Source organism: Pseudomonas sp. RIT409 (assembly GCF_003052515.2).
Taxonomy (GTDB): domain Bacteria; phylum Pseudomonadota; class Gammaproteobacteria; order Pseudomonadales; family Pseudomonadaceae; genus Aquipseudomonas.
This window is the reverse complement of the sequence record NZ_QARE02000001.1, coordinates 257039-277095: the sequence shown is the minus strand read 5'-3', so window position 1 is coordinate 277095 and position 20057 is coordinate 257039. Positions and strand designations below refer to the sequence as shown.

The following is a 20057-nucleotide window of genomic DNA, read 5'->3' as shown; positions in this document are numbered from 1 at the left end:
AACTACAACGCAAGAGTGGAGCATCATGACTAAGGGCATTAATCAGATTTCCAAGTTGTTTGCCGCACTGGTTCTGGCGGGGGTTGCCAGCCATTCGTTCGCAGCCGACACCATCAAGATCGGCATCGCCGGCCCGAAAACCGGCGCGGTTGCCCAATACGGCGACATGCAGTTCAGCGGTGCCAAGATGGCCATCGAACAAATCAACGCCAAAGGTGGCGTGGACGGCAAGAAACTTGAGGCCGTTGAGTACGACGATGCCTGTGACCCTAAACAAGCGGTCGCGGTCGCCAACAAAGTGGTCAACGATGGCGTGAAATTCGTCGTCGGCCACCTGTGCTCCAGCTCCACTCAGCCTGCGTCCGACATCTATGAAGACGAAGGCGTGATCATGATCACCCCAGCCGCCACCAGCCCGGACATCACCGCGCGTGGCTACAAGCTGGTGTTCCGCACCATCGGCCTGGACAGCGCGCAAGGCCCGGCGGCCGGCGAATACATCGCCAAGCAGGTCAAGCCGAAGATCGTTGCGGTCATTCACGACAAGCAACAGTACGGTGAAGGCATCGCCACCGCCGTCAAGCAAACCCTGGAAAAAGATGGCGTGAAAGTCGCCCTCTTCGAAGGCATCAACGCCGGCGACAAGGACTTCTCATCGCTGATCGCCAAAATGAAGCAGGCCAACGTCGACTTCGTCTACTACGGCGGCTACCACCCAGAGTTGGGCCTGATCCTGCGTCAGGCACAGGAAAAAGGCCTGAAGGCCGGTTTCATGGGGCCGGAAGGCGTGGGTAACGCGTCCATCTCGCAGATCGCTCAGGATGCTTCCGAAGGCCTGCTGGTGACCCTGCCGAAGTCCTTCGATCAGGATCCAGCGAACAAAGCGCTGGTCGAGGCCTTCCAGGCGAAGAAGGAAGACCCGAGCGGTCCATTCGTATTCCCGGCTTACGCTGCGGTGGAAGTCATCGCTGACGGTATCAAGGCGGCCAAGTCCGAAGACACCGCGAAAGTTGCCGAGGCCATCCATAAAGGCACCTTCAAGACCCCGACCGGCGATCTGTCGTTCGATGCCAAAGGTGACCTGAAAGACTTCAAATTCGTCGTCTACACCTGGCACAAAGATGGCACCAAGACTGAAGCGCCTGTGAAGTAATCACGCCCTTCATGCTGACCCAGAGCCCACTGCAATCGCAGTGGGCTTTGTTTTACGAGGCCGACGGATTTCACAAGAATCCCGATGCCCTGAACATCTTGAAACCGCACCAGTGAATCACTGGGCTCGTGCCAAACGCGGACGTAGATCACGACGCGCGAGCGGGAAAAGACTTCACCAGTGAAACACCGAGAAGGTTTTTAGGAGCGCGGCAAATGCCCGAGATAGACATCTATCATTTCTTTCAACAGCTGGTTAATGGCATGACCATTGGCAGCACCTATGCCTTGATCGCCATTGGCTACACAATGGTTTACGGCATCATCGGCATGATCAACTTCGCCCACGGCGAGGTGTACATGATCGGCTCCTACATCGCGTTCATCGCGCTGGCGGGCCTGACCATGCTGGGCCTGGACAACCTGCCCCTGCTGATTACCGCAGCCTTCGTCGCCAGTATCGTGGTGACCAGCGCCTACGGTTACGCCATCGAACGGGTTGCCTACCGTCCGCTGCGCGGCAGCAACCGCCTGATCCCTCTGATTTCCGCGATCGGCATGTCGATCTTCCTGCAGAACACCGTGCTGTTGTCGCAGGACTCGAAAGATAAATCGATTCCCAACCTGATTCCCGGCAACTTCGTGTTCGGCCCAGGCTCCACCCATGAAGTGGTGATCTCGTATATGCAGATCCTGATCTTCATCGTGACCGTCGTGGCCATGCTCGGTCTTACCTGGTTCATCTCCCGCTCTCGCCTGGGTCGCGCCTGCCGCGCCTGTGCCGAAGACATCAAGATGGCCAACCTGCTCGGCATCAACACCAACAACATCATCGCCCTGACCTTCGTCATCGGTGCTGCACTGGCCGCAGTCGCTGCAGTGCTGCTGAGCATGCAATACGGCGTGATCAATCCCAACGCCGGTTTCCTCGTCGGCATCAAGGCCTTCACCGCTGCGGTACTGGGCGGTATCGGCAGTATCCCGGGCGCGATGCTCGGCGGTCTGGTGCTGGGTGTGGCTGAAGCGTTCGGCGCCGACATCTTCGGCGACCAGTACAAGGATGTGGTGGCGTTCGGTCTTCTCGTATTGGTGTTGTTGTTCCGGCCAACCGGCCTGCTCGGCCGTCCGGAGGTTGAAAAAGTATGACCAGGAATCTCAAATCGGCCCTCTTCAGCGCAGCGCTGGTGCTGGCCGTCGCTTACCCCATCCTTGGCCTGAAACTGGACATCGTCGGTGTCAACCTGGCGGTCGTCGGTGCCAGCACCACCACGGTACTGGTGATCTTCGCCGCCGCCGTCTTGATGTTCTTGCGTGTGCTGTTCAATGAGCAGATCAGTGCCCTGTGGCGCTCGCGTCCTCAGACCAAACTGGTGTCGGACAAGGCCAGCAATCTGCTGACCCAACAGTCCACTCAGCGCTGGTTCCTCGGCGCCATCGTTGTCGTCGCCCTGATCTGGCCGTTCTTCGGCTCCCGTGGCGCAGTCGACATCGCGACCCTGATCCTGATCTACGTGATGCTGGGCCTGGGTCTGAACATTGTGGTCGGCCTTGCAGGCCTGTTGGACCTGGGTTATGTCGGGTTCTATGCCGTCGGTGCCTACACCTATGCGCTGTTGCAACACTACTTCGGATTCGGTTTCTGGATTTGCCTGCCATTGGCCGGTCTGGCGTCGGCGACGTTCGGCTTTCTGCTGGGCTTTCCGGTATTGCGCCTGCGCGGCGACTACCTGGCGATCGTGACCCTGGGCTTCGGTGAAATCATTCGCCTGTTCCTGCGTAACCTGACCGACATCACGGGCGGCCCGAACGGAATCAGCAACATCGAAAAACCGACCCTGTTCGGCCTCACCTTCGAACGTAAAGCGGCCGAAGGCATGCAGACCTTTCACGAATTCTTCGGCCTGGAATACAACTCCATCAATAAGGTGATCTTCCTTTATCTGATCGCCTTGCTGCTGGCGCTGCTGGCACTGTTTGTGATCAACCGCCTGCTGCGCATGCCGATCGGCCGTGCCTGGGAAGCCCTGCGCGAAGACGAAATCGCCTGCCGCGCATTGGGTCTGAACCCGACGGTGATCAAGCTTTCCGCGTTCACCCTGGGTGCTGCGTTCGCCGGTTTCGCGGGTAGCTTCTTTGCTGCACGCCAAGGCCTGATTACCCCAGAGTCGTTCACGTTCCTCGAATCGGCGATCATCCTCGCCATCGTGGTACTGGGCGGCATGGGTTCTCAGTTGGGTGTGATTCTCGCGGCGGTCGTGATGATCCTGTTGCCGGAACTGCTTCGCGAATTCAGCGAATACCGCATGCTGGGCTTCGGCGCCTTGATGGTGCTGATGATGATCTGGCGTCCTCAGGGCTTCCTGCCGATGCAGCGTCCCGTCATGAAACTCAAAGGGGAACGCTGATGAGCCGTCCACTTCTGCAAGCCTCTGGCTTGAGCATGCGCTTTGGCGGCCTGTTGGCGGTCAATGGCGTCGGTTTGACCGTTCAGGAAAAGCAGGTCGTGTCGATGATCGGCCCGAACGGCGCGGGCAAGACCACCGTTTTCAACTGCCTGACCGGTTTCTACAAGCCTACAGCGGGCACCATCCTGCTGGACGGTGAGCCGATTCAGGGCCTGGCCGGTCACGAGATCGCCCGTAAAGGCGTGGTGCGGACCTTCCAGAACGTGCGTCTGTTCAAGGAAATGACCGCCGTGGAAAACCTGCTGGTCGCCCAGCACCGCCACCTGAACACCAACTTCCTGTCTGGCCTGTTCAAGACCCCGGCGTACCGCAAGAGCGAGCGCGAGGCGATGGAATACGCCGAGCATTGGCTGGAAGCCGTTGACCTGAAAGCCTTCGCCAACCGCCCGGCCGGCACGCTGGCCTATGGTCAGCAACGCCGCCTGGAAATCGCCCGCTGCATGATGACGCGTCCGCGCATCCTGATGCTCGACGAACCGGCGGCAGGCCTGAACCCCAAGGAAACCGAAGACCTTAAGGCGCTGATCGGTGTGTTGCGTAACGAACACAACGCCACGGTGTTGCTGATCGAGCATGACATGAAGCTGGTCATGAGCATTTCCGACCACATTGTGGTGATCAACCAGGGTACGCCGCTGGCCGATGGCACGCCCGAACAGATCCGCGACAATCCTGATGTGATCAAAGCCTACCTGGGGGAAGCGTAAATGCTGCAGTTCGACAACGTTTCCACCTTCTACGGCAAGATTCAGGCCTTGCACAGCGTCAGCATCGATGTGCAACAGGGGGAGATCGTAACGCTGATCGGCGCCAACGGCGCAGGTAAGTCTACCCTGTTGATGACCCTGTGCGGCTCGCCTCGCGCTCACAGTGGCAGCATCCGCTACATGGGCGAAGAGCTGGTCGGGCTGGAGTCCTCGGTGATCATGCGCAAGAGCATCGCGGTCGTGCCGGAAGGCCGCCGCGTGTTCGCCCGCCTGACCGTCGAGGAGAACCTGGCCATGGGCGGTTTCTTCACCGACAAGGGCGATTATCAGGAGCAGATGGACAAGGTCCTGGAGCTCTTCCCGCGTCTGAAAGAGCGCTTCAACCAGCGCGGCGGCACGATGTCCGGCGGCGAGCAGCAGATGCTCGCCATCGGCCGCGCCTTGATGAGCAAACCAAAAATGCTGCTGCTCGATGAGCCGTCGCTGGGCCTGGCGCCGATCATCATTCAGCAGATTTTCGAGATCGTCGAACAACTGCGCCGTGAAGGGGTGACAGTGTTCCTGGTCGAGCAAAACGCCAATCAGGCCCTGAAAATCGCCGACCGTGCCTATGTGCTGGAAAACGGTCGGGTGGTGATGCAGGGCACCGGCGCCGAGCTGCTGGTCGATCCGAAAGTGCGGGATGCTTACCTGGGCGGTTGAGGTCGCTGGCCACGCCCGCCACGGGATGGTCTCTGCGGTGGGGCAGTTCAGGCGCTCTCGCTGACGGGGCAGGCTGTTGCGCAGTCGTCTCCATGCTCTGAAAAGGGTCCTATCAAGGGGCCCTTTTTACCTTCAAAGCGTTTGCAGTCTGACGCTGCAACGTTCGAACCACTCCCTCAAGAAATCTGCCATCACCCGCACGCGCCTAGGCAGATGTCCGTCGCAGCCGTGCACCAGAAACAGCGATGAAACCGGGGTTTGGTAGTCACGCAGCAACCACTGCAGCCGACCTTCATTCAATTCGTTGTGCACCAGGCAGGACGGCAGTCGCACGATGCCAAGCCCTGCCAGCGCTGCCTGTTTCAATAGGCCATGATGATTGCTGGAAAACGTCCCCCGCACATTCACTCGGCTGACTTCCTGGTTCAGTTGGTAATTCCAAGTGTCCCGATGTGGCTGCGAGTGTCCCGCCAGACAGTTGTGCAGGCGAAGTGCTTCCGGCGTTTGGGGCCTGCCTTGTTGCGCCAGATAATCGGGGCTGGCGCACGTCAACTCCTGTGACGCAAAAAGGGGAGTGGCCGTCAGGCGCTGCGTAATGCCCATGCTGCCACGTATACCCAGATCGAAGCCGCCTCGCCCCACTTCGCGATACGCATCGTTCACATCCAGATCAACGTGCACATCCGGAAAACTGGGCGAAAATCCGGTTTGCAGCGCGCTGAACACAGACTCGCCCAGAGAAGCAGGGACCGTCAGGCGCACGCTTCCCACCAGCCGCTCGCTCAGGCAGGCCATGGCATCGCGCACCTTGTCTCGCTGCGCCAGCAACGCCCGTGCTTCGGGCAGCAGCACTGCGCCTGCGGCCGTCAACGACAGACTCCGGGTGGTGCGATGGAGCAATCGGGCGCCGAAACCGTTTTCCAGTTTGCTGATGCGTTTGGAGAGCTGGCTGGTGCTGATGTCGAGCCACTGGGCGGCAACGGTGAAACTGTTGGCTTCGATCAACATGGCAAACGCTGCCAGATCTTCCATTTCACTCATGACTGCTTCCTTTGCAACGGGCCGACCCACGAAAGCGCCGATAGTAGGGCTGACGTATCGATTCGCAAACTCTCCGAACGGATAGGCTCTTTCGAGCGACGGCCCTCAAACAGAGGATTTATCTCGTCAACGGGTAGAAGTTAATGGCCGACACGGTGCTGCATACACCCCTGCAATCAGCGCTTGTGGTGCCGGGCCAGCATGAGTAACGTGGCGGCACCCGTGTCTGGAGATCACCCATGCTTGCTGTTCGCTCTGTTGCCCTGTTCGCCCTATTGCCCCTGTTCGCCGGTTGCCAGTTCTTGCCAGTGCACTCCGATGGCGACAAGGTATCGACCGCCGGGATGGTCCGCATGCAGGGCACGTTGAGCGGTGAGGGCGGCAAGTTGTTCTTCGAGCCCTGCAACGAACAGCGTCGCTATGCAATAACGGACAAGGGCAACACGGGCATCCTCCAGGAGGCTGCGTCGGTGGTGGACAAGCGCGGCCAGGCGTTCGCAGACGTACGCGGCAACTTCGTCGCCAGCCGCGCTCAGGGCAGCGATGGTCAAGCCGATGTTTTTCAGCTGTACCGCATCGAGCGGCCAAACGGGGCCTGCGAAGATCCTAACTTCAAGCGCCTGACGATTCATGCCAGTGGCAACGGTCCTAAGTGGAACCTCAACGCGAGTGGCAAGGGCCTGGTGCTGGAGAGAGAGGGCCTGGAACCATTCGCGGTGCCCTACGTGGAAGAGCAGATGCCTGAAGGCCGTTTCAACCTGATCACGGACGCCAACGATCAGCACGTCGAGTTGTACGTGGCGCCACAACGCTGCGTCGATCCAGTCAACGGTTCGGTGCAGCACCTGACCGCCGAGCTGCGGGTCAATGGCCAAGTGCAGCGTGGCTGTGCTTACTTTGGCGGATTGCGCAACGATTGAGGTCGTTTCGGGCTGGGCGCGCAGGCTCCGAATCGGTCGGGTTTCATGGGGCTGACTTGCTGGCGGCGTTGCTGCTGCCAACCCCCTTCATCGGGAAGCCCGGTCATGGGGTGAGCGTTTAGCCCGCCAGTCGCTGCATTTTCTGTAAGACGGCGTTCAACCCATTGCTGCGCGATGGGGAAAGCTGGCGGGTCAGGCCCAATTGGGTGAACCATGCCTTCAGATCGACCTGTTGCAATTCGGCGGCGGTCAGGCCGTTGACCCGCGCCAGGAGCAGCGCCACCAGGCCGCGGATCAGACGCGCATCGCTGGCGGCGTGAAACTGCCATTTTCCTTCGATCACCCGGCCCACCAGCCAGACCTTGCTTTCGCAGCCGTGCACCAGGTGGTCATCTGTTTTCTCGTCTTCGGCCAGCGGCGGCAGGCGCTCGCCCCACTGCATCAGCAAACGCGCACGCTGCTCCCAAGCTAACGAGGCATCGAAGGTGGCCAGGGCAGTCCTGGCGTCATCTGGCAGAGTCATCGCAGCAGTTCCAGCGCTTGATCCAGCGCGTCGAAGAATCGCTCCAGATCCGCAGAGTCGTTGTACAGCCCCAACGAGACTCGGATCGCCCCCGACAGCCCGAGGCGGTCGATCAACGGAATTGCACAATGATGGCCAGCCCGCACGGCGATGCCTTGCTCGGTCAGCAAATGCGCGAGATCGGCGTTGTGCACGCCCTCTACGACAAAACTCGCCAGAGCCACCTGCGGTACGCCGACCAGGCGTATACCCTCGCGCAGGCGCAGGCCGGTGCACAACAGTTCATGAAGACGGGCTTCATGTTCAGTTGCGGTCGACTGATTTACGTCGTTCAGATAATCAAGGGTGGCGCCCAGGCCGATCACGCCCGACACCGGCGGCGTGCCAGCCTCGAACCCCAAGGGTGCCGGACGGAACGTCGCATGCTCATACCCGGCCTGAAGCACCATTTCGCCACCAAATTGCCAGGGTCGTAAGCGGGCCAGTGCCTCATGGCGCCCGAACAACACACCCACACCGTCCGGGCCGTACAGTTTATGGCTGGAAAACACGTAGAAATCGCAACCCAGGGCTTGCACATCATGGCGGCCATGTACCACACCCTGCGCGCCATCGACGACCGTCAGCGCGTGGTGTGCCTTGGCCATTTCCACCAAGGGTGAGACGGGTTGCCAGGTGCCGAGCACATTGGACAGTTGGCTGATCGCGAGCAGTCGGGTGCGGGCGTTGATCAGCGAGCTTGCAGCGTCCAGGTCAACGGTGCCGTCAGCGGTCAGTGGCAAAACCACCAGTTTCAGACCACGACGCTGTGCCAGTTGCTGCCAGGGCAACAGATTGGCGTGGTGTTCCAGGGCGCTGATGACGATTTCGTCTCCAGTCTGGAACAGCGGCTCCAGGCCGTAGGCCAGCAGGTTGAACGCCGAGGTGGCCCCATGGGTGAAAATGACGTGTCCGCAAGTCCCGAGATTCAGCCACTCCCCAACTTTGTGGCGAGTGTCTTCGAACGCCTGCGTGGCCATCGCACCAGGCAAATGTTGCGCGCGATGCACGTTGGCGGCGCCGTTGGCGTAATAGTGGGCAAGGGCGTCGATCAGGGCTTGGGGTTTTTGCGCGGTGGCTGCGCTGTCCAGGTAAACCTGGCCTTGCCGTTCCAAAGCATCGAGAGCGGGGAAGTCAGTGCGCCACGGAGAAATCAGGGACATGAGAAGTTGGCTCTCTCATCGGAGGGAGCGGGCTCATTATGCAACGAGTCCGCCCTCCGCGGTCGATCAGTTGTGAGCGTGCAGCGCTTCGTTCAACTCGATGGCCGACTTGTGGGATTTGCATTCCACGGCGCCGGTCTGCGAGTTGCGACGGAACAGCAGGTCGGGCTGGCCGGCCAGGTCGCGGGCCTTGATCACCTTGACCAGTTCGTTGTTCTCATCGAGCAGCGCAACCTTGGTGCCTGCGGTGATGTAGAGACCGGCTTCGACGGTGTTGCGATCACCCAGCGGGATGCCGATGCCGGCGTTGGCGCCGATCAGGCAGCCTTCGCCGACCTTGATCACGATATTGCCGCCGCCCGAGAGCGTACCCATGGTCGAGCAACCGCCGCCAAGGTCGGAGCCTTTGCCGACGAAGACGCCCGCCGACACACGGCCTTCGATCATGCCAGGGCCTTCGGTGCCACCGTTGAAGTTGACGAAGCCTTCGTGCATCACGGTCGTGCCTTCGCCGATGTAGGCGCCCAGGCGAACGCGCGCGGTGTCAGCGATACGCACACCGGCCGGTACGACGTAGTCGGTCATTTTCGGGAATTTGTCGACGGAGAAGACTTCCAGCAACTCGCCCTTCAAGCGCGCTTCCAGTTGACGCTCGGCCAATTCGCCCAGGTCGATGGCGCCCTGGTTGGTCCAGGCCACGTTAGGCAGCAGCGGGAAGACACCGGCCAGGCTCAAGCCATGCGGCTTGACCAGGCGATGGGACAGCAAGTGCAGCTTGAGGTAAGCCTCAGGCGTGGAAGTCAGCGCAGCATCTTCGGCCAGCACAGTCGCGACCAGTGGCTTGTGGCTCTCAGCCAGACGGGTCAGCAGCGCGGCTTGTGCGGCGTCGACCGGCTTCAGCGCTTCGGCCAGTTTCGAGGCCAGGTCGGTGGTGAACGTGATGGCCTGGTTACCGCCTTCGTAGCCCAGAACTGGCGAAACGGCGGCTACGATTTCAGCCGACGGGTTGAGCAAGGGCAGGGCGTAGAAGACTTCCAGCCAGGCGCCTTGGCGGTTTTGAGTGCCGACACCGAAGGCCAGGCTGAACAGGGAAGTGGACATGCAAAAATACCTCGTAAAGTAGCTATCTCAATCACAGGCGACATGAAACGGACGCGCTGGCAGCGAGGCGTTTTCGCGATGCCTTGCCAACTTTTGCTGCGCGTTCATCTCGCGTGTTCGGCGATAGCGGCTGCGTACAGTTCGGGTTTGAAGCCAATCAGGGTCTTGCTGCCGAGATCCAGCACCGGGCGCTTGATCATCGACGGCTGGGCGAGCATCAATTCGATCGCCTTGTCCTGGTCGAGGTCGGCTTTCTGCGCCTCATCCAGTTTGCGGAAAGTCGTGCCTGCACGATTCAACACGGTTTGCCAGCCATGCTCGTTGCACCACTGGGTCAGGTGTTCACGGTCGATGCCCAGCTTTTTATAATCGTGGAAATCGTAATCCACCGATTTTTCATCCAGCCATGCGCGTGCTTTCGTCATGGTGTCGCAGGCTTTGATCCCGAACAGGTGAAACGGTGTGTCCGCCATTAGCGTGCTCCTCCTCTGGGACGGCGAAAAAAACGGTCACGGATTATGCCACGTACGAACGGGCAAGGTACGCCTTGCCGAAGGTTTGTACCCAAGGCCGCGCATTTTTGCAGCGATTCAGACCTAGGTATGAATCCGGGCGCATCGCTTGACCGGCTAATATGCCGTTTCGACGTCGATCCCGAGCGGCCCTTGGGGATCGGTCAAATGCCGCTTGTTTGAGGAAAACGCAATGCAGACCGCCTATACCGTCCTGATCCTGTTGACGCTGGTCGGTGTTTCACGCTTGCTCGCACGGGTGATTCCGCTGCCCCTGCCACTGGTGCAGATCGCCGCGGGAGCGCTACTGGCCTGGCCGACATTGGGGCTGCATGTCGCGCTGGACCCTGAACTGTTTCTCTTCCTCTTCTTGCCGCCGCTGTTGTTTTCCGATGGCTGGCGCATGCCCAAGCGCGACTTCTGGCGTTATCGCGGCCCGATCCTGACACTTGCCGTGGGGTTAGTGATTTTCACGGTCATCGGTGCGGGGTACTTCATTCACTGGCTACTGCCTAGCGTTCCGCTACCGGTGGCATTTGCGCTGGCTGCCGTGTTGTCGCCGACAGATGCCGTTGCGGTCTCCGCGATTGCACAGGACCGATTGCCCGCGCCCATCATGCGCATGTTGCAGGGAGAGGCGCTGATGAACGATGCATCGGGCCTTGTGACCTTCAAGTTCGCCCTGGCGGCGGCGATCACGGGGGTGTTTTCCCTGACCGATGCCAGTCTGACATTCATTTTAGTGGCCGTCGGCGGACTGGCTGTCGGCGTGGTGCTGAGTTGGGTGGTGGGGCGCTTTCGCAGTTGGATGATCACGCGGGGCTGGGACGATCCGGCCACCCATGTGGTGTTTATGTTGCTGCTGCCCTTTGCCGCCTATGTGTTAGCGGAGCGACTTGAGGTCTCGGGCATTCTCTCTGCCGTCGCGGCGGGGATGATGCAGAGCTGGGTGGATCTGTTGCCGCGCCAGACCAGCACCCGTCTACTCAATCGCAGCGTGTGGACCCTTCTGGAATTCGCTTTCAACGGACTCATTTTTCTGCTGCTCGGTCTGCAGTTACCGGACATCGTCAGTGCCGTCACGCATCACGAAGAGACACTCTGGCCAGCGTTACTCTGGCGTTGTCTGGATGTCCTGGCGATCTTCATCGTGCTGGCCATTTTGCGTTATGTCTGGGTACGCAGTGTTTGGCGACTAATGGTTCAATTCAGGCGCTGGCGTGGGCAAAGTGACGGCGCTCTTGAACTGTCTGCCCGTTCTACGTTGTTGCTGACGGTAGGGGGCGTGCGCGGTGCCGTGACGCTGGCCGGTACCTTGTCGGTGCCCATGCTGATCGCCGCCGGGGTCGAGTTTCCCGAGCGGGATCTGCTGATCTTCATTGCCGCCGGGGTCATCTTGTTGTCGCTGGTGGTGGCAAGCGTCTGCCTGCCCCTGTTGTTGCGCGGTCTGGTCAGCGAGCCTGACCTTCGGCTCAAGCGCGAAGTGCGCGAGGCATGGAAGTTGACTGCTCAAGCGGCGATCAAGACGCTGGAAAGCGAAGACGTTCCAGGGGCGACCGGTTCGCCCGATGCGGCCCAGGCGGTGCTCGCGACAGAAGTGAAGTCGCGCATCATGTCCGAGTACCGCCATCGGCTCGAAATTTTCAACGACACCGCAGAAGCCCAGGCACTGGCATTCCAGATGGATCAACTGGAGAAGCGCATGCGCATTAATGCTCTGCGTGCCCAACGTCTGGAGCTGTACAGCATGCACCGTCACCGCAAGATTGGCGATGACGTGCTGCGTCTGATACTTGCAGAGCTTGATCTGAGCGAGGCCAATCTGGGTGTCGTCAAGTGACGACAAGCGCAATCAAAGGGCCGTAGACAGGTCTGGCGTGATGATTTTCGATTTTTTATACGAACGGATCAGTCTCGTGGATAGGCCAAGCGCATGAACGATTTGTCTTTCTCGCTCAATGTTGAATTCACGCCCACTTCCCAGTCACCAATGGTCAATGCATTGTCGATCGGGTAGTGCATGATCGAATGACGATCGTAAGGGAGCGTGAGGGCGGCTTCTGATGGCAAACGGCTCAGAACGCTTTCGTCTACGGCTTCGGCGTCATGCCCCTTTGACGCATAGAACGCATAGACCTTTGGCAAGTCCCAGGGAATCTCGGCTTCCGGGTGTTGATGCTCATGTTCGGCACCCAGTGCGTGACCGAACTCGTGCATGACGGTGCTGGCGAATTTGGGGTCGGAGGGCTTTATCCCTAAAACCATGGTGGGAGTCCAGGGATCGTTGGCTTTGGCGCCAGTACCGATCAAAGAATAATTCATGCTGGATTCGGTCGTGATACGAATGTCCCCTTTTCCGTACCCGGGCTGATCCTCTCGACCATCGATGAACTCGAAAGTCAGGTTGACATAGGGTTGCCATTGGTTGATGGCATCGATGATGTGCTGTTTGTGATCTTCGGAAAGCGCTTCGTCCACGAAGCCGATTTTCAATGTGCTGCCGTTCGGCCAGAAAGCTGATCGATAGCCTATTGAGCGCTTGCGTCGCCCGCTCGACGAAGCATTCAGGAACTGGCGTGCGGCAATTTGAGCTGTGTTGGTAATGGGTGGGGTATACATGATGACGTCCTTGTCCGACTGGATTACGAGGTGGCCAGATCCTTCTGAGCTCCGCGTGCAGTGTCCCTGAACCGCGGAGTGGCATGTATGTAGATAATTATTTTTTTGGCGATAAGCGCATACAAAAAGGGCTGACCGGTAGCGGACAGCCCTTTCGAGGGTTGATGGCGTTTCAGCGTCGAGCAGTCAGCGGGCTTTGACGAAGTTCCGAATGCGTTCTGCCGCTTCGACACACTCAGCCAATGGCGCAACCAACGCCATGCGCACGCGCCCTGCGCCGGGGTTGGCGCCGTCGACGTCGCGGGACAGGTAAGAACCTGGCACCACAGTGACGTGCTCGGCCTCGAACAGATCGCGGCAGAACGCCGCGTCATCGCCGCCAACATTGGGCCACAGGTAGAAACTGCCATCCGGGCGCTGCACGTCCATGACCGGGGACAGGATGTCCAATACCGCGTCGAATTTTTCACGGTAGAGGTCGCGGTTGGCACGCACGTGGTCCTCATCGTTCCAGGCGGCAATACTCGCCAGTTGGGTTTGAACCGGCATGGCGCAGCCGTGGTAGGTGCGGTACAGCAGAAATGCCTTGAGGATCTCGGCATCCCCGGCCACGAAGCCCGAGCGCAGGCCGGGCAGGTTGGAGCGTTTGGACAGGCTGTGGAACACCACACAACGTTTGAAGTCCGTGCGACCCAACTCGGCGCATGCGGTCAGCAGGCCTGCGGGGGGTGTGCCTTCATCGAAGTACAACTCGCTGTAGCACTCGTCCGCCGCGATGACGAAGTCATGCTCGTCCGCCAGGGCAATCAGCTTTTTCAGCGTCTGCACCGGGATCAACGCGCCGGTTGGGTTGCCGGGTGAGCAGAGGAACAGGATCTGGCATCGTTGCCAGATATCGGCGGGCACCGCCTCGAAGTCGGGGTTGAAGCCGTGCTCGACGAGGCAGGGCAGGTAATGGGGTTTGGCACCCGCAAGAAACGCCGCGCCTTCATAGATTTGATAGAAGGGGTTCGGGCTCACCACCAGGCCATCATCACTGCGGTTGACCACGGTCTGTGTGAACGCAAACAGCGCCTCGCGCGTGCCATTGACCGGCAACACATGTTTCTCCGCGTTGAGCCAGCCGTGAGGGACGCTAAAACGGCGTTCGCACCAGCCGACGATCGCTTCTCTTAAGGCTGGAATACCTGCGGTGGTCGGGTAGACCGCCATCTTGTCCAGATTGTCGGCTAAAGCTTGGGCCACGAACGCAGGTGAGGTGTGCTTGGGTTCGCCGATGGACAGCGCGATCGGACGCTTGGCCGGGTTCGGCGTGACACCGCCCAACAGGGCGCGCAGTTTTTCGAACGGATAAGGCTGAAGGTGTTGCAGGGCGTTGTTCATGAGCAAATCGTCTCGGAAAACGAGGCGCCTGAGCAGAAAGGCGTCAGGCGCGATGGAATCGGTTGTTCAGGGTGTTCAGATGCTGATCCGCAGTTCGCTGCCGGGCTCTTGAGTGACGCTGAGCTGCTGGACGATGGCATCCTGCAGCCGGCTGCACAATTGCGGGTCGGACAGGGGGTGACCGTGTTCGTCGGTGAGGAAGAACACGTCCTCCACGCGCTCGCCGAGGGTGGAAATCTTGGCGTTCTGCAGCGACAGGTCGAATTCCAGGAAGAGCTTTCCGATACGGGCCAGCAAGCCTGGACGATCCGGAGCGCTCAGTTCGAGCACCGTGACCGGTCGCTGTGCATCGTTGGAAATCGTCACCACCGGGGCGAAGGCGAAATGCTTGAGCTGGCGCGGGACGCGACGTTTGATGATGGTCGGATAGTCGTCGGGATTGCGCAGGGCCTCGGTCAGTCCTTCGCGGATGGTTTTGATCCGCTCCGGATTGTCACCGATCGGGCCGCCGTCACTGTCGAGCACGATGTAGGTGTCGAGGGTGAACTGGCTGGTCGAGGTGATGACGCGCGCGTCGTGAATGTTCAGGTTCAACTGGTCCATTGCCGCCACGGTCACCGCGAAGAAATCGTGTTGGTCAGGCGCATAAATGAAGATCTGGGTGCCGCCCTCGAACTCGCGCTGAGTGGTCTCCTTGATGAGTACCAGAGGCCCGCCGTCCGCGGGCTGCTGCAGAATCGCATCGCTGTGCCAGGCGACATCCCCCGCGGTATGACGCAGGAAATAGTCGTCGCCCAATTGTGTCCACAACTGCTCGACATCGTCTGGGTCGGTGCCGTTGCGCACCAGGATATCCAGAGCCGCGCTTTGTGTGCGGCGAATCTGTTCTTCCCGAGCCACCGGGTTTTCCAGCCCGCGTTTGAGTGCGCGCTTGGTCTCGGTGTAGAGCTGGCGCAGGAGGCTGGCGCGCCACGAGTTCCAGAGGGTCGGGTTAGTGGCATTGATATCAGCGATGGTCAGCACATAGAGGTAATCCAGGTGGACTTCATCGCCCACGAATTGCGCGAAGTCGTGAATCACTTGTGGGTCGGACAGATCCTTGCGCTGAGCCGTGGTCGACATCACCAGATGGTTCTGCACCAGCCAGACGATCAGTTGCGTGTCCCAGTTCGGCAGATGATGGCGAATGCCGAACGCTTCGGCATCGACGGCACCGAGTTCCGAGTGATCACCGCCGCGGCCCTTGCCGATGTCGTGATACAGCCCGGCGAGGTAAATCAGCTCGGGCTTGGGCAGCTTGCCCATCAGCTTGCTGGCCAGCGGGAATTTTTCCGACATCTGCGTGTATTGCAGCTTACGCAGGTGCTTGATCAGGTTCAGCGTGTGGGCATCCACGGTGTAGATGTGGAACAGGTCGTGCTGCATCTGGCCAACGATATGGCCGAACTCAGGCAGATACAGGCCCAGAATGCCATAGCGGTTCATCCTGCGCAGGTTGCGGTGGATGCCGATCTCGCACTTGAACAGCTCGATGAAGAGGCTGGTGTTGCGAATGTCGTTGCGGAAGTCGTCATTGATCAGATGCCGGTGTTCACGCAGCAGACGGATCGTGTCGGCGCGCACGCCTTTGATTTCCGGGCGCTGGGCCATCAGCACGAAGATCTCGAGCATGGCGAAGGGCGTGCGCTTGAAGACGTTCGGATGGGTCGCTTCGATGTAGCCATCATGCAGTTGGAAGCGAGAGTTGATCGACTCGGTGACAGAGCCCTGATCGTCCGCCAGGATTTCTTCTTCGAAGTGCTGGATGATCAGATCGCTCAACTGCGCAATGCTCATCACGACGCGATAGTACTTCTGCATGAAGCGTTCGATAGCCAGCTTCGCGTCACTGTCCTGGTACCCCAGCAGGCGCGCGATGCCTGTCTGATAGTCGAACAACAGCCGGTCTTCGGCGCGACCGGCCAACATGTGCAGTGCGTAGCGCACCTTCCAGAGAAATTCCTGGGACGAGGCGAGCAAGGCGTTTTCGCTTTCCAGCAGAAAGCCTTGGTCGGCGAGTGCGTGCAGGTTCAGGGTGCCGTATTGGCGCCGAGCGACCCAGAGAATCGTCTGAATGTCGCGTAAACCGCCAGGCGAGCCTTTGACGTTGGGCTCCAGGTTGTATTCGGTGTCGAAGTACTTGTGGTGGCGGGTCTTCTGCTCGGCACGCTTGGCGAGGAAAAATTCTTTGCTCGGCCACATCTTCGACGTGCTGGTGACGTCCAGCATGCGCTGGCGCAGCCGCTCAGGACCGGCAATGGTGCGGCTTTCCATCAGGTTGGTGATGACCGTCAGATCGGCTTGCGCTTCGGTGGCGCACTCGTCTACCGACCGTACGCTCTGGCCGACCTCCAGCCCGATGTCCCAAAGCAGGGTCAGAAAACGCTCGATGGAGTCGCGGAAGACTTCATGGTCGGCACTGTCCAGCAGGATGAGCAGGTCGATGTCCGAATAGGGGTGCAGCTCGCCGCGACCGTAGCCGCCGACGGCCAGCAGCGCGATATCGGCGTCCTCGCTCCAGTCGAATTGTTCCCAGGCCTGCTGCAGGATGTTGTCCACGAACCAGGCTCGATCTTCGATCAGGCGGCGGATCTCACGTCCAGCCCGAAAGCGCTCGTCCAGCACTTCCCGCGCCTGGCGAATGGCTTTCTTGAAGGCAGCGATGGGGCTGGCTTTGAGTGCCAGTTCGGCCTGGAACTGGCCGCGATCAAACAAATCTGGGTCCACCTGCGGCATCGAACTGCTTTCCTTCTATATAGGCCGAATCCAAAGGGATGATCAGGCGGAGGTGCGGGCGATCGTGTCGTCGCTGCGCAGGGTGAAGATTTCATAGCCTGTCGCTGTGACCAGGACGGTGTGCTCCCATTGCGCCGAGAGTTTGCGGTCCTTGGTGATGGCCGTCCAGCCGTCACCCAGCAGACGTGTGTCGGCCTTGCCCTGGTTGATCATCGGCTCGATGGTGAACGTCATGCCTTCCTTCAGCTCCATGCCGGTGCCCGCCTTGCCATAGTGCAGGACCTGCGGCTCTTCGTGGAACACCTTGCCAATGCCATGACCGCAGTACTCGCGGACCACGGAAAAACCGTTCTTCTCGGCGTGCTTCTGGATGACCTCGCCGATGTCACCCAGATGGGCTCCCGGCTTGACCAGTTCGATGCCTTTATACATGCATTCCTGAGTGATCCTCGACAGGCGTTCTGCCCATTCCGGGACTTTGCCGACATGGAACATCTTGCTGGTGTCGCCGTGGTAGCCGTCCTTGATGACGGTCACGTCGATGTTCAGCACGTCGCCTTCTTTCAATGGCTTCTCGTTGGGAATGCCATGGCAGACCACATGGTTGATCGAGGTGCAAATCGATTTCGGGAAGCCTTTATAGTTGAGCGGGGCCGGGATGGCTTTCTGCTCATTGACGATGTAATCGTGGCAAATGCGGTCCAACTCGTCGGTGGTGACGCCAGGCTTGACGTAGGCCCCGATCATTTCCAGGACTTCAGCGGCCAGGCGGCCGGCGACGCGCATCTTTTCGATGTCTTCAGGGGTTTTGATGGTCACGGTCATACAAGGCTCTCTCGGCGCGGCAGGGCCGCAGCTGAATACGGAAAAAGGCGATTCTATCAGACCACCGCCGGGCGGGTTATCATCGCGTCCTCACAGAGAAGCTGGCAGAGTGATCCGCCGGCGATTGCGCCGGGCCCAAAAGCGTCGAAAAAACAGAGCGTTATTCCGGGTTCCGTTATCCCGACTTTTGTGATATAAAATGCGCCGCTTTACGGGGTACGTCCCGAAAGCTTTAACCCACACACGTGTCGACACGATGACCTGGGTGCCTTCGGCTCGAGCCGCTGGTTGGTCATTGGGATACGTGGAGGCCTAACCCGACTTATCAAGGAACTATCATGTCCCAAGTCAACATGCGCGATATGCTGAAGGCCGGTGTGCACTTCGGCCACCAGACCCGTTACTGGAACCCGAAAATGGGCAAGTACATTTTCGGCGCGCGCAACAAGATTCACATCATCAACCTCGAAAAAACCCTGCCGATGTTCAACGACGCTCTGACGTTCGTAGAGCGCCTGGCTCAGGGCAAGAACAAGATTCTGTTCGTCGGCACCAAGCGTTCCGCTGGCAAGATCGTCGCTGAAGAAGCAGCACGTTGCGGTTCGCCGTACGTCGATCACCGCTGGTTGGGCGGCATGCTGACCAACTTCAAAACCATCCGTGCTTCGATCAAGCGTCTGCGCGAGCTGGAAGTTCAGTCCGAAGACGGCACCTTCGCCAAGCTGACCAAGAAAGAGGCGCTGATGCGTACTCGCGATCTGGAAAAACTGGATCGCAGCCTGGGCGGTATCAAGGACATGGGCGGTCTGCCAGACGCGCTGTTCGTGATCGACGTCGATCACGAGCGCATTGCGATCACCGAAGCCAACAAGCTGGGCATTCCGGTCATCGGCGTTGTCGATACCAACAGCAGCCCGGAAGGCGTTGACTACATCATCCCAGGCAACGATGACGCCATTCGCGCCATTCAGCTGTACATGGGTTCGATGGCTGACGCCGTTATCCGTGGCCGCAACAATGTTGCTGGCGGCACCGAAGTTTACGCTGAAGAAGCGGCTGTACCTGCTGCCGAGTAATCGACGCTTAGCGTTCACTCGGTACGCAAAAAGGGGGCTCAGCCCCCTTTTTGCCACCTCGAAAACCATATGGCGCTGCCATCGATCTGATTGTCATGCGCAGCCGTCATGATGGTGTTTCAAGAATTTGTACGCCCGCCCGGCGGGTGGAATGGTTGAAGACCTATCCAAAGAGGATTTTGAAATGGCAGAGATTACTGCAGCGTTGGTCAAAGAACTGCGCGAGCGTACCGGCGAAGGCATGATGGACTGCAAGAAGGCCTTGACCAAGGCTGGCGGCGACATCGAAAAAGCCATCGACGATATGCGTGCATCGGGCGCCATCAAGGCCGCCAAGAAAGCAGGCAACGTGGCTGCTGAAGGCTCCATCGGTGTGAAGAGCGACGGTAAGGCTGCCGTTCTGGTTGAAGTCAACTCCCAGACCGACTTCCTGGCTCTGCAGGACGACTTCAAGGCATTCGTCGCAGCCAGCGTCGAGAAGGCATTTGCCGACAAGCTGACCACCGTCGAGCCGTTGATCGAAGCTCAAGAAGCTGCTCGTCTGGCCCTGGTTGCTAAAACGGGTGAGAACGTGAACATTCGCCGTCTGGCGCGTGTCGAGGGTGACGTTCTGGGTGCTTACCTGCACGGCAACAAGATCGGTGTCGTCGTTGCACTGCAGGGTGGCGACAGCGAACTCGCCAAGAACATCGCGATGCACGTCGCTGCCAGCAACCCTGAGTTCCTGAAGCCGGAAGAAATCTCCGCCGAAGCGATCGAGCGCGAGAAAGGTGTCTTCCTGCAACTGAACGAAGAGAAGCTCAAGGGCAAGCCTGCCGATATCGCCGAGAAGATGGTTGCCGGCCGTATCGCCAAGTTCAAGGCTGAGGCTAGCCTGGTCGAGCAGGCGTTCGTCATGAACCCTGAAATCACCGTAGGTGCTCTGGCGAAGAAAGCCGGCGCAGAAATCGTTTCCTTCACCTACTTCAAAGTGGGCGAAGGCATCGAGAAGCCAGTCGACAACTTCGCTGAAGAAGTTGCTGCTCAAGTGGCTGCTGCCAGCAAGCAATAAGAC

Annotated in this window: 18 protein-coding genes; 9 read left to right on the top strand and 9 right to left on the bottom strand. The window is 59.5% G+C overall.

Translation table 11 applies throughout. The features are described 5' to 3' along the window. The first annotated feature begins 25 nt into the window (after nucleotides 1–25). The 5 genes from DBP26_RS01205 to DBP26_RS01185 all read left to right on the top strand — a co-directional run bounded on the left by DBP26_RS01205 (nucleotide 26) and on the right by DBP26_RS01185 (nucleotide 5026). Nucleotides 26–1153 (top strand): branched-chain amino acid ABC transporter substrate-binding protein, encoded by a 1128-nt coding sequence (locus tag DBP26_RS01205; protein WP_108235781.1) that lies wholly within the window; start codon nucleotides 26–28, stop codon nucleotides 1151–1153. A gap of 215 nt (nucleotides 1154–1368) precedes the next feature. Then, complete coding sequence (gene livH, locus DBP26_RS01200; protein WP_108235780.1) at nucleotides 1369–2298, top strand: high-affinity branched-chain amino acid ABC transporter permease LivH; 930 nt, start codon at nucleotides 1369–1371, stop codon at nucleotides 2296–2298. Then, nucleotides 2295–3557 carry a high-affinity branched-chain amino acid ABC transporter permease LivM gene (locus DBP26_RS01195; RefSeq protein WP_108235779.1) on the top strand — a complete coding sequence of 421 codons (1263 nt, stop codon included), beginning with the start codon at nucleotides 2295–2297 and terminating at the stop codon, nucleotides 3555–3557. The genes livH and DBP26_RS01195 overlap by 4 nt, the downstream gene beginning before the upstream one ends. Continuing rightward, a complete protein-coding gene (gene livG / locus DBP26_RS01190) occupies nucleotides 3557–4324 on the top strand; it encodes a high-affinity branched-chain amino acid ABC transporter ATP-binding protein LivG (protein ID WP_108235778.1) in 768 nt (255 codons plus the stop codon). Before DBP26_RS01195 ends, livG begins: the two co-directional genes overlap by 1 nt. Next, complete coding sequence (locus DBP26_RS01185) at nucleotides 4325–5026, top strand: ABC transporter ATP-binding protein (protein ID WP_108235777.1); 702 nt, start codon at nucleotides 4325–4327, stop codon at nucleotides 5024–5026. It abuts the gene before it with no gap. A gap of 132 nt (nucleotides 5027–5158) precedes the next feature. On the opposite strand, the gene DBP26_RS01180 is transcribed toward DBP26_RS01185, so the two are convergent. After that, nucleotides 5159–6067, bottom strand: a complete 909-nt coding sequence (locus tag DBP26_RS01180) for a LysR family transcriptional regulator (protein ID WP_108235776.1) — start codon at nucleotides 6065–6067, stop codon at nucleotides 5159–5161. A gap of 239 nt (nucleotides 6068–6306) precedes the next feature. Between DBP26_RS01180 and DBP26_RS01175 the strand changes: the two genes are divergently transcribed. Next, nucleotides 6307–6987, top strand: a complete 681-nt coding sequence (locus tag DBP26_RS01175) for a hypothetical protein (RefSeq protein WP_108235775.1) — start codon at nucleotides 6307–6309, stop codon at nucleotides 6985–6987. 118 nt (nucleotides 6988–7105) lie between these two features. Here the strand turns inward: DBP26_RS01175 and DBP26_RS01170 are convergent, their stop codons facing one another. The 4 genes from DBP26_RS01170 to DBP26_RS01155 form a co-directional block, all read right to left on the bottom strand. Beyond that, nucleotides 7106–7510, bottom strand: coding sequence for a SufE family protein (locus DBP26_RS01170; RefSeq protein WP_108235774.1), 405 nt, complete (start codon nucleotides 7508–7510; stop codon nucleotides 7106–7108). Then, nucleotides 7507–8712 (bottom strand): cysteine desulfurase, encoded by a 1206-nt coding sequence (locus DBP26_RS01165; RefSeq protein ID WP_108235773.1) that lies wholly within the window; start codon nucleotides 8710–8712, stop codon nucleotides 7507–7509. The genes DBP26_RS01170 and DBP26_RS01165 overlap by 4 nt, the downstream gene beginning before the upstream one ends. A 66-nt stretch (nucleotides 8713–8778) precedes the next feature. After that, the gene (gene dapD, locus DBP26_RS01160; protein WP_108235772.1) at nucleotides 8779–9813 is read right to left on the bottom strand and encodes a 2,3,4,5-tetrahydropyridine-2,6-dicarboxylate N-succinyltransferase; all 1035 of its coding nucleotides are present in this window, start codon (nucleotides 9811–9813) and stop codon (nucleotides 8779–8781) included. Between the two features lie 104 nt (nucleotides 9814–9917). Then, nucleotides 9918–10286 (bottom strand): ArsC family reductase, encoded by a 369-nt coding sequence (locus tag DBP26_RS01155; RefSeq protein WP_108235771.1) that lies wholly within the window; start codon nucleotides 10284–10286, stop codon nucleotides 9918–9920. 232 nt (nucleotides 10287–10518) lie between these two features. On the opposite strand from DBP26_RS01155, the gene DBP26_RS01150 reads away from it, so the two are divergent. Then, nucleotides 10519–12165, top strand: coding sequence for a Na+/H+ antiporter (locus DBP26_RS01150; protein ID WP_108235770.1), 1647 nt, complete (start codon nucleotides 10519–10521; stop codon nucleotides 12163–12165). 68 nt (nucleotides 12166–12233) lie between these two features. On the opposite strand, the gene DBP26_RS01145 is transcribed toward DBP26_RS01150, so the two are convergent. The 4 genes from DBP26_RS01145 to map form a co-directional block, all read right to left on the bottom strand. Next, the gene (locus DBP26_RS01145) at nucleotides 12234–12944 is read right to left on the bottom strand and encodes a M12 family metallopeptidase (RefSeq protein ID WP_108235769.1); all 711 of its coding nucleotides are present in this window, start codon (nucleotides 12942–12944) and stop codon (nucleotides 12234–12236) included. 186 nt (nucleotides 12945–13130) lie between these two features. Then, entirely contained in the window at nucleotides 13131–14327 is a 1197-nt protein-coding gene (gene dapC / locus DBP26_RS01140; RefSeq protein WP_108235768.1) for a succinyldiaminopimelate transaminase, read from the bottom strand. 75 nt (nucleotides 14328–14402) lie between these two features. Then, nucleotides 14403–17102 (bottom strand): [protein-PII] uridylyltransferase, encoded by a 2700-nt coding sequence (locus DBP26_RS01135; RefSeq protein ID WP_108235767.1) that lies wholly within the window; start codon nucleotides 17100–17102, stop codon nucleotides 14403–14405. Between the two features lie 42 nt (nucleotides 17103–17144). Continuing rightward, the gene (gene map / locus DBP26_RS01130) at nucleotides 17145–17927 is read right to left on the bottom strand and encodes a type I methionyl aminopeptidase (RefSeq protein ID WP_108235766.1); all 783 of its coding nucleotides are present in this window, start codon (nucleotides 17925–17927) and stop codon (nucleotides 17145–17147) included. A 338-nt stretch (nucleotides 17928–18265) separates the two neighbouring features. On the opposite strand from map, the gene rpsB reads away from it, so the two are divergent. Both rpsB and tsf read left to right on the top strand, forming a co-directional pair. After that, nucleotides 18266–19003: a 30S ribosomal protein S2 gene (rpsB, locus tag DBP26_RS01125; protein WP_108235765.1), complete on the top strand. Its 738-nt coding sequence runs from the start codon at nucleotides 18266–18268 to the stop codon at nucleotides 19001–19003. A gap of 184 nt (nucleotides 19004–19187) precedes the next feature. Beyond that, on the top strand, nucleotides 19188–20054 hold the full coding sequence (tsf, locus tag DBP26_RS01120; RefSeq protein WP_108235764.1) for a translation elongation factor Ts: 867 nt from the start codon (nucleotides 19188–19190) through the stop codon (nucleotides 20052–20054). The last annotated feature ends 3 nt before the right edge of the window (nucleotides 20055–20057 follow it).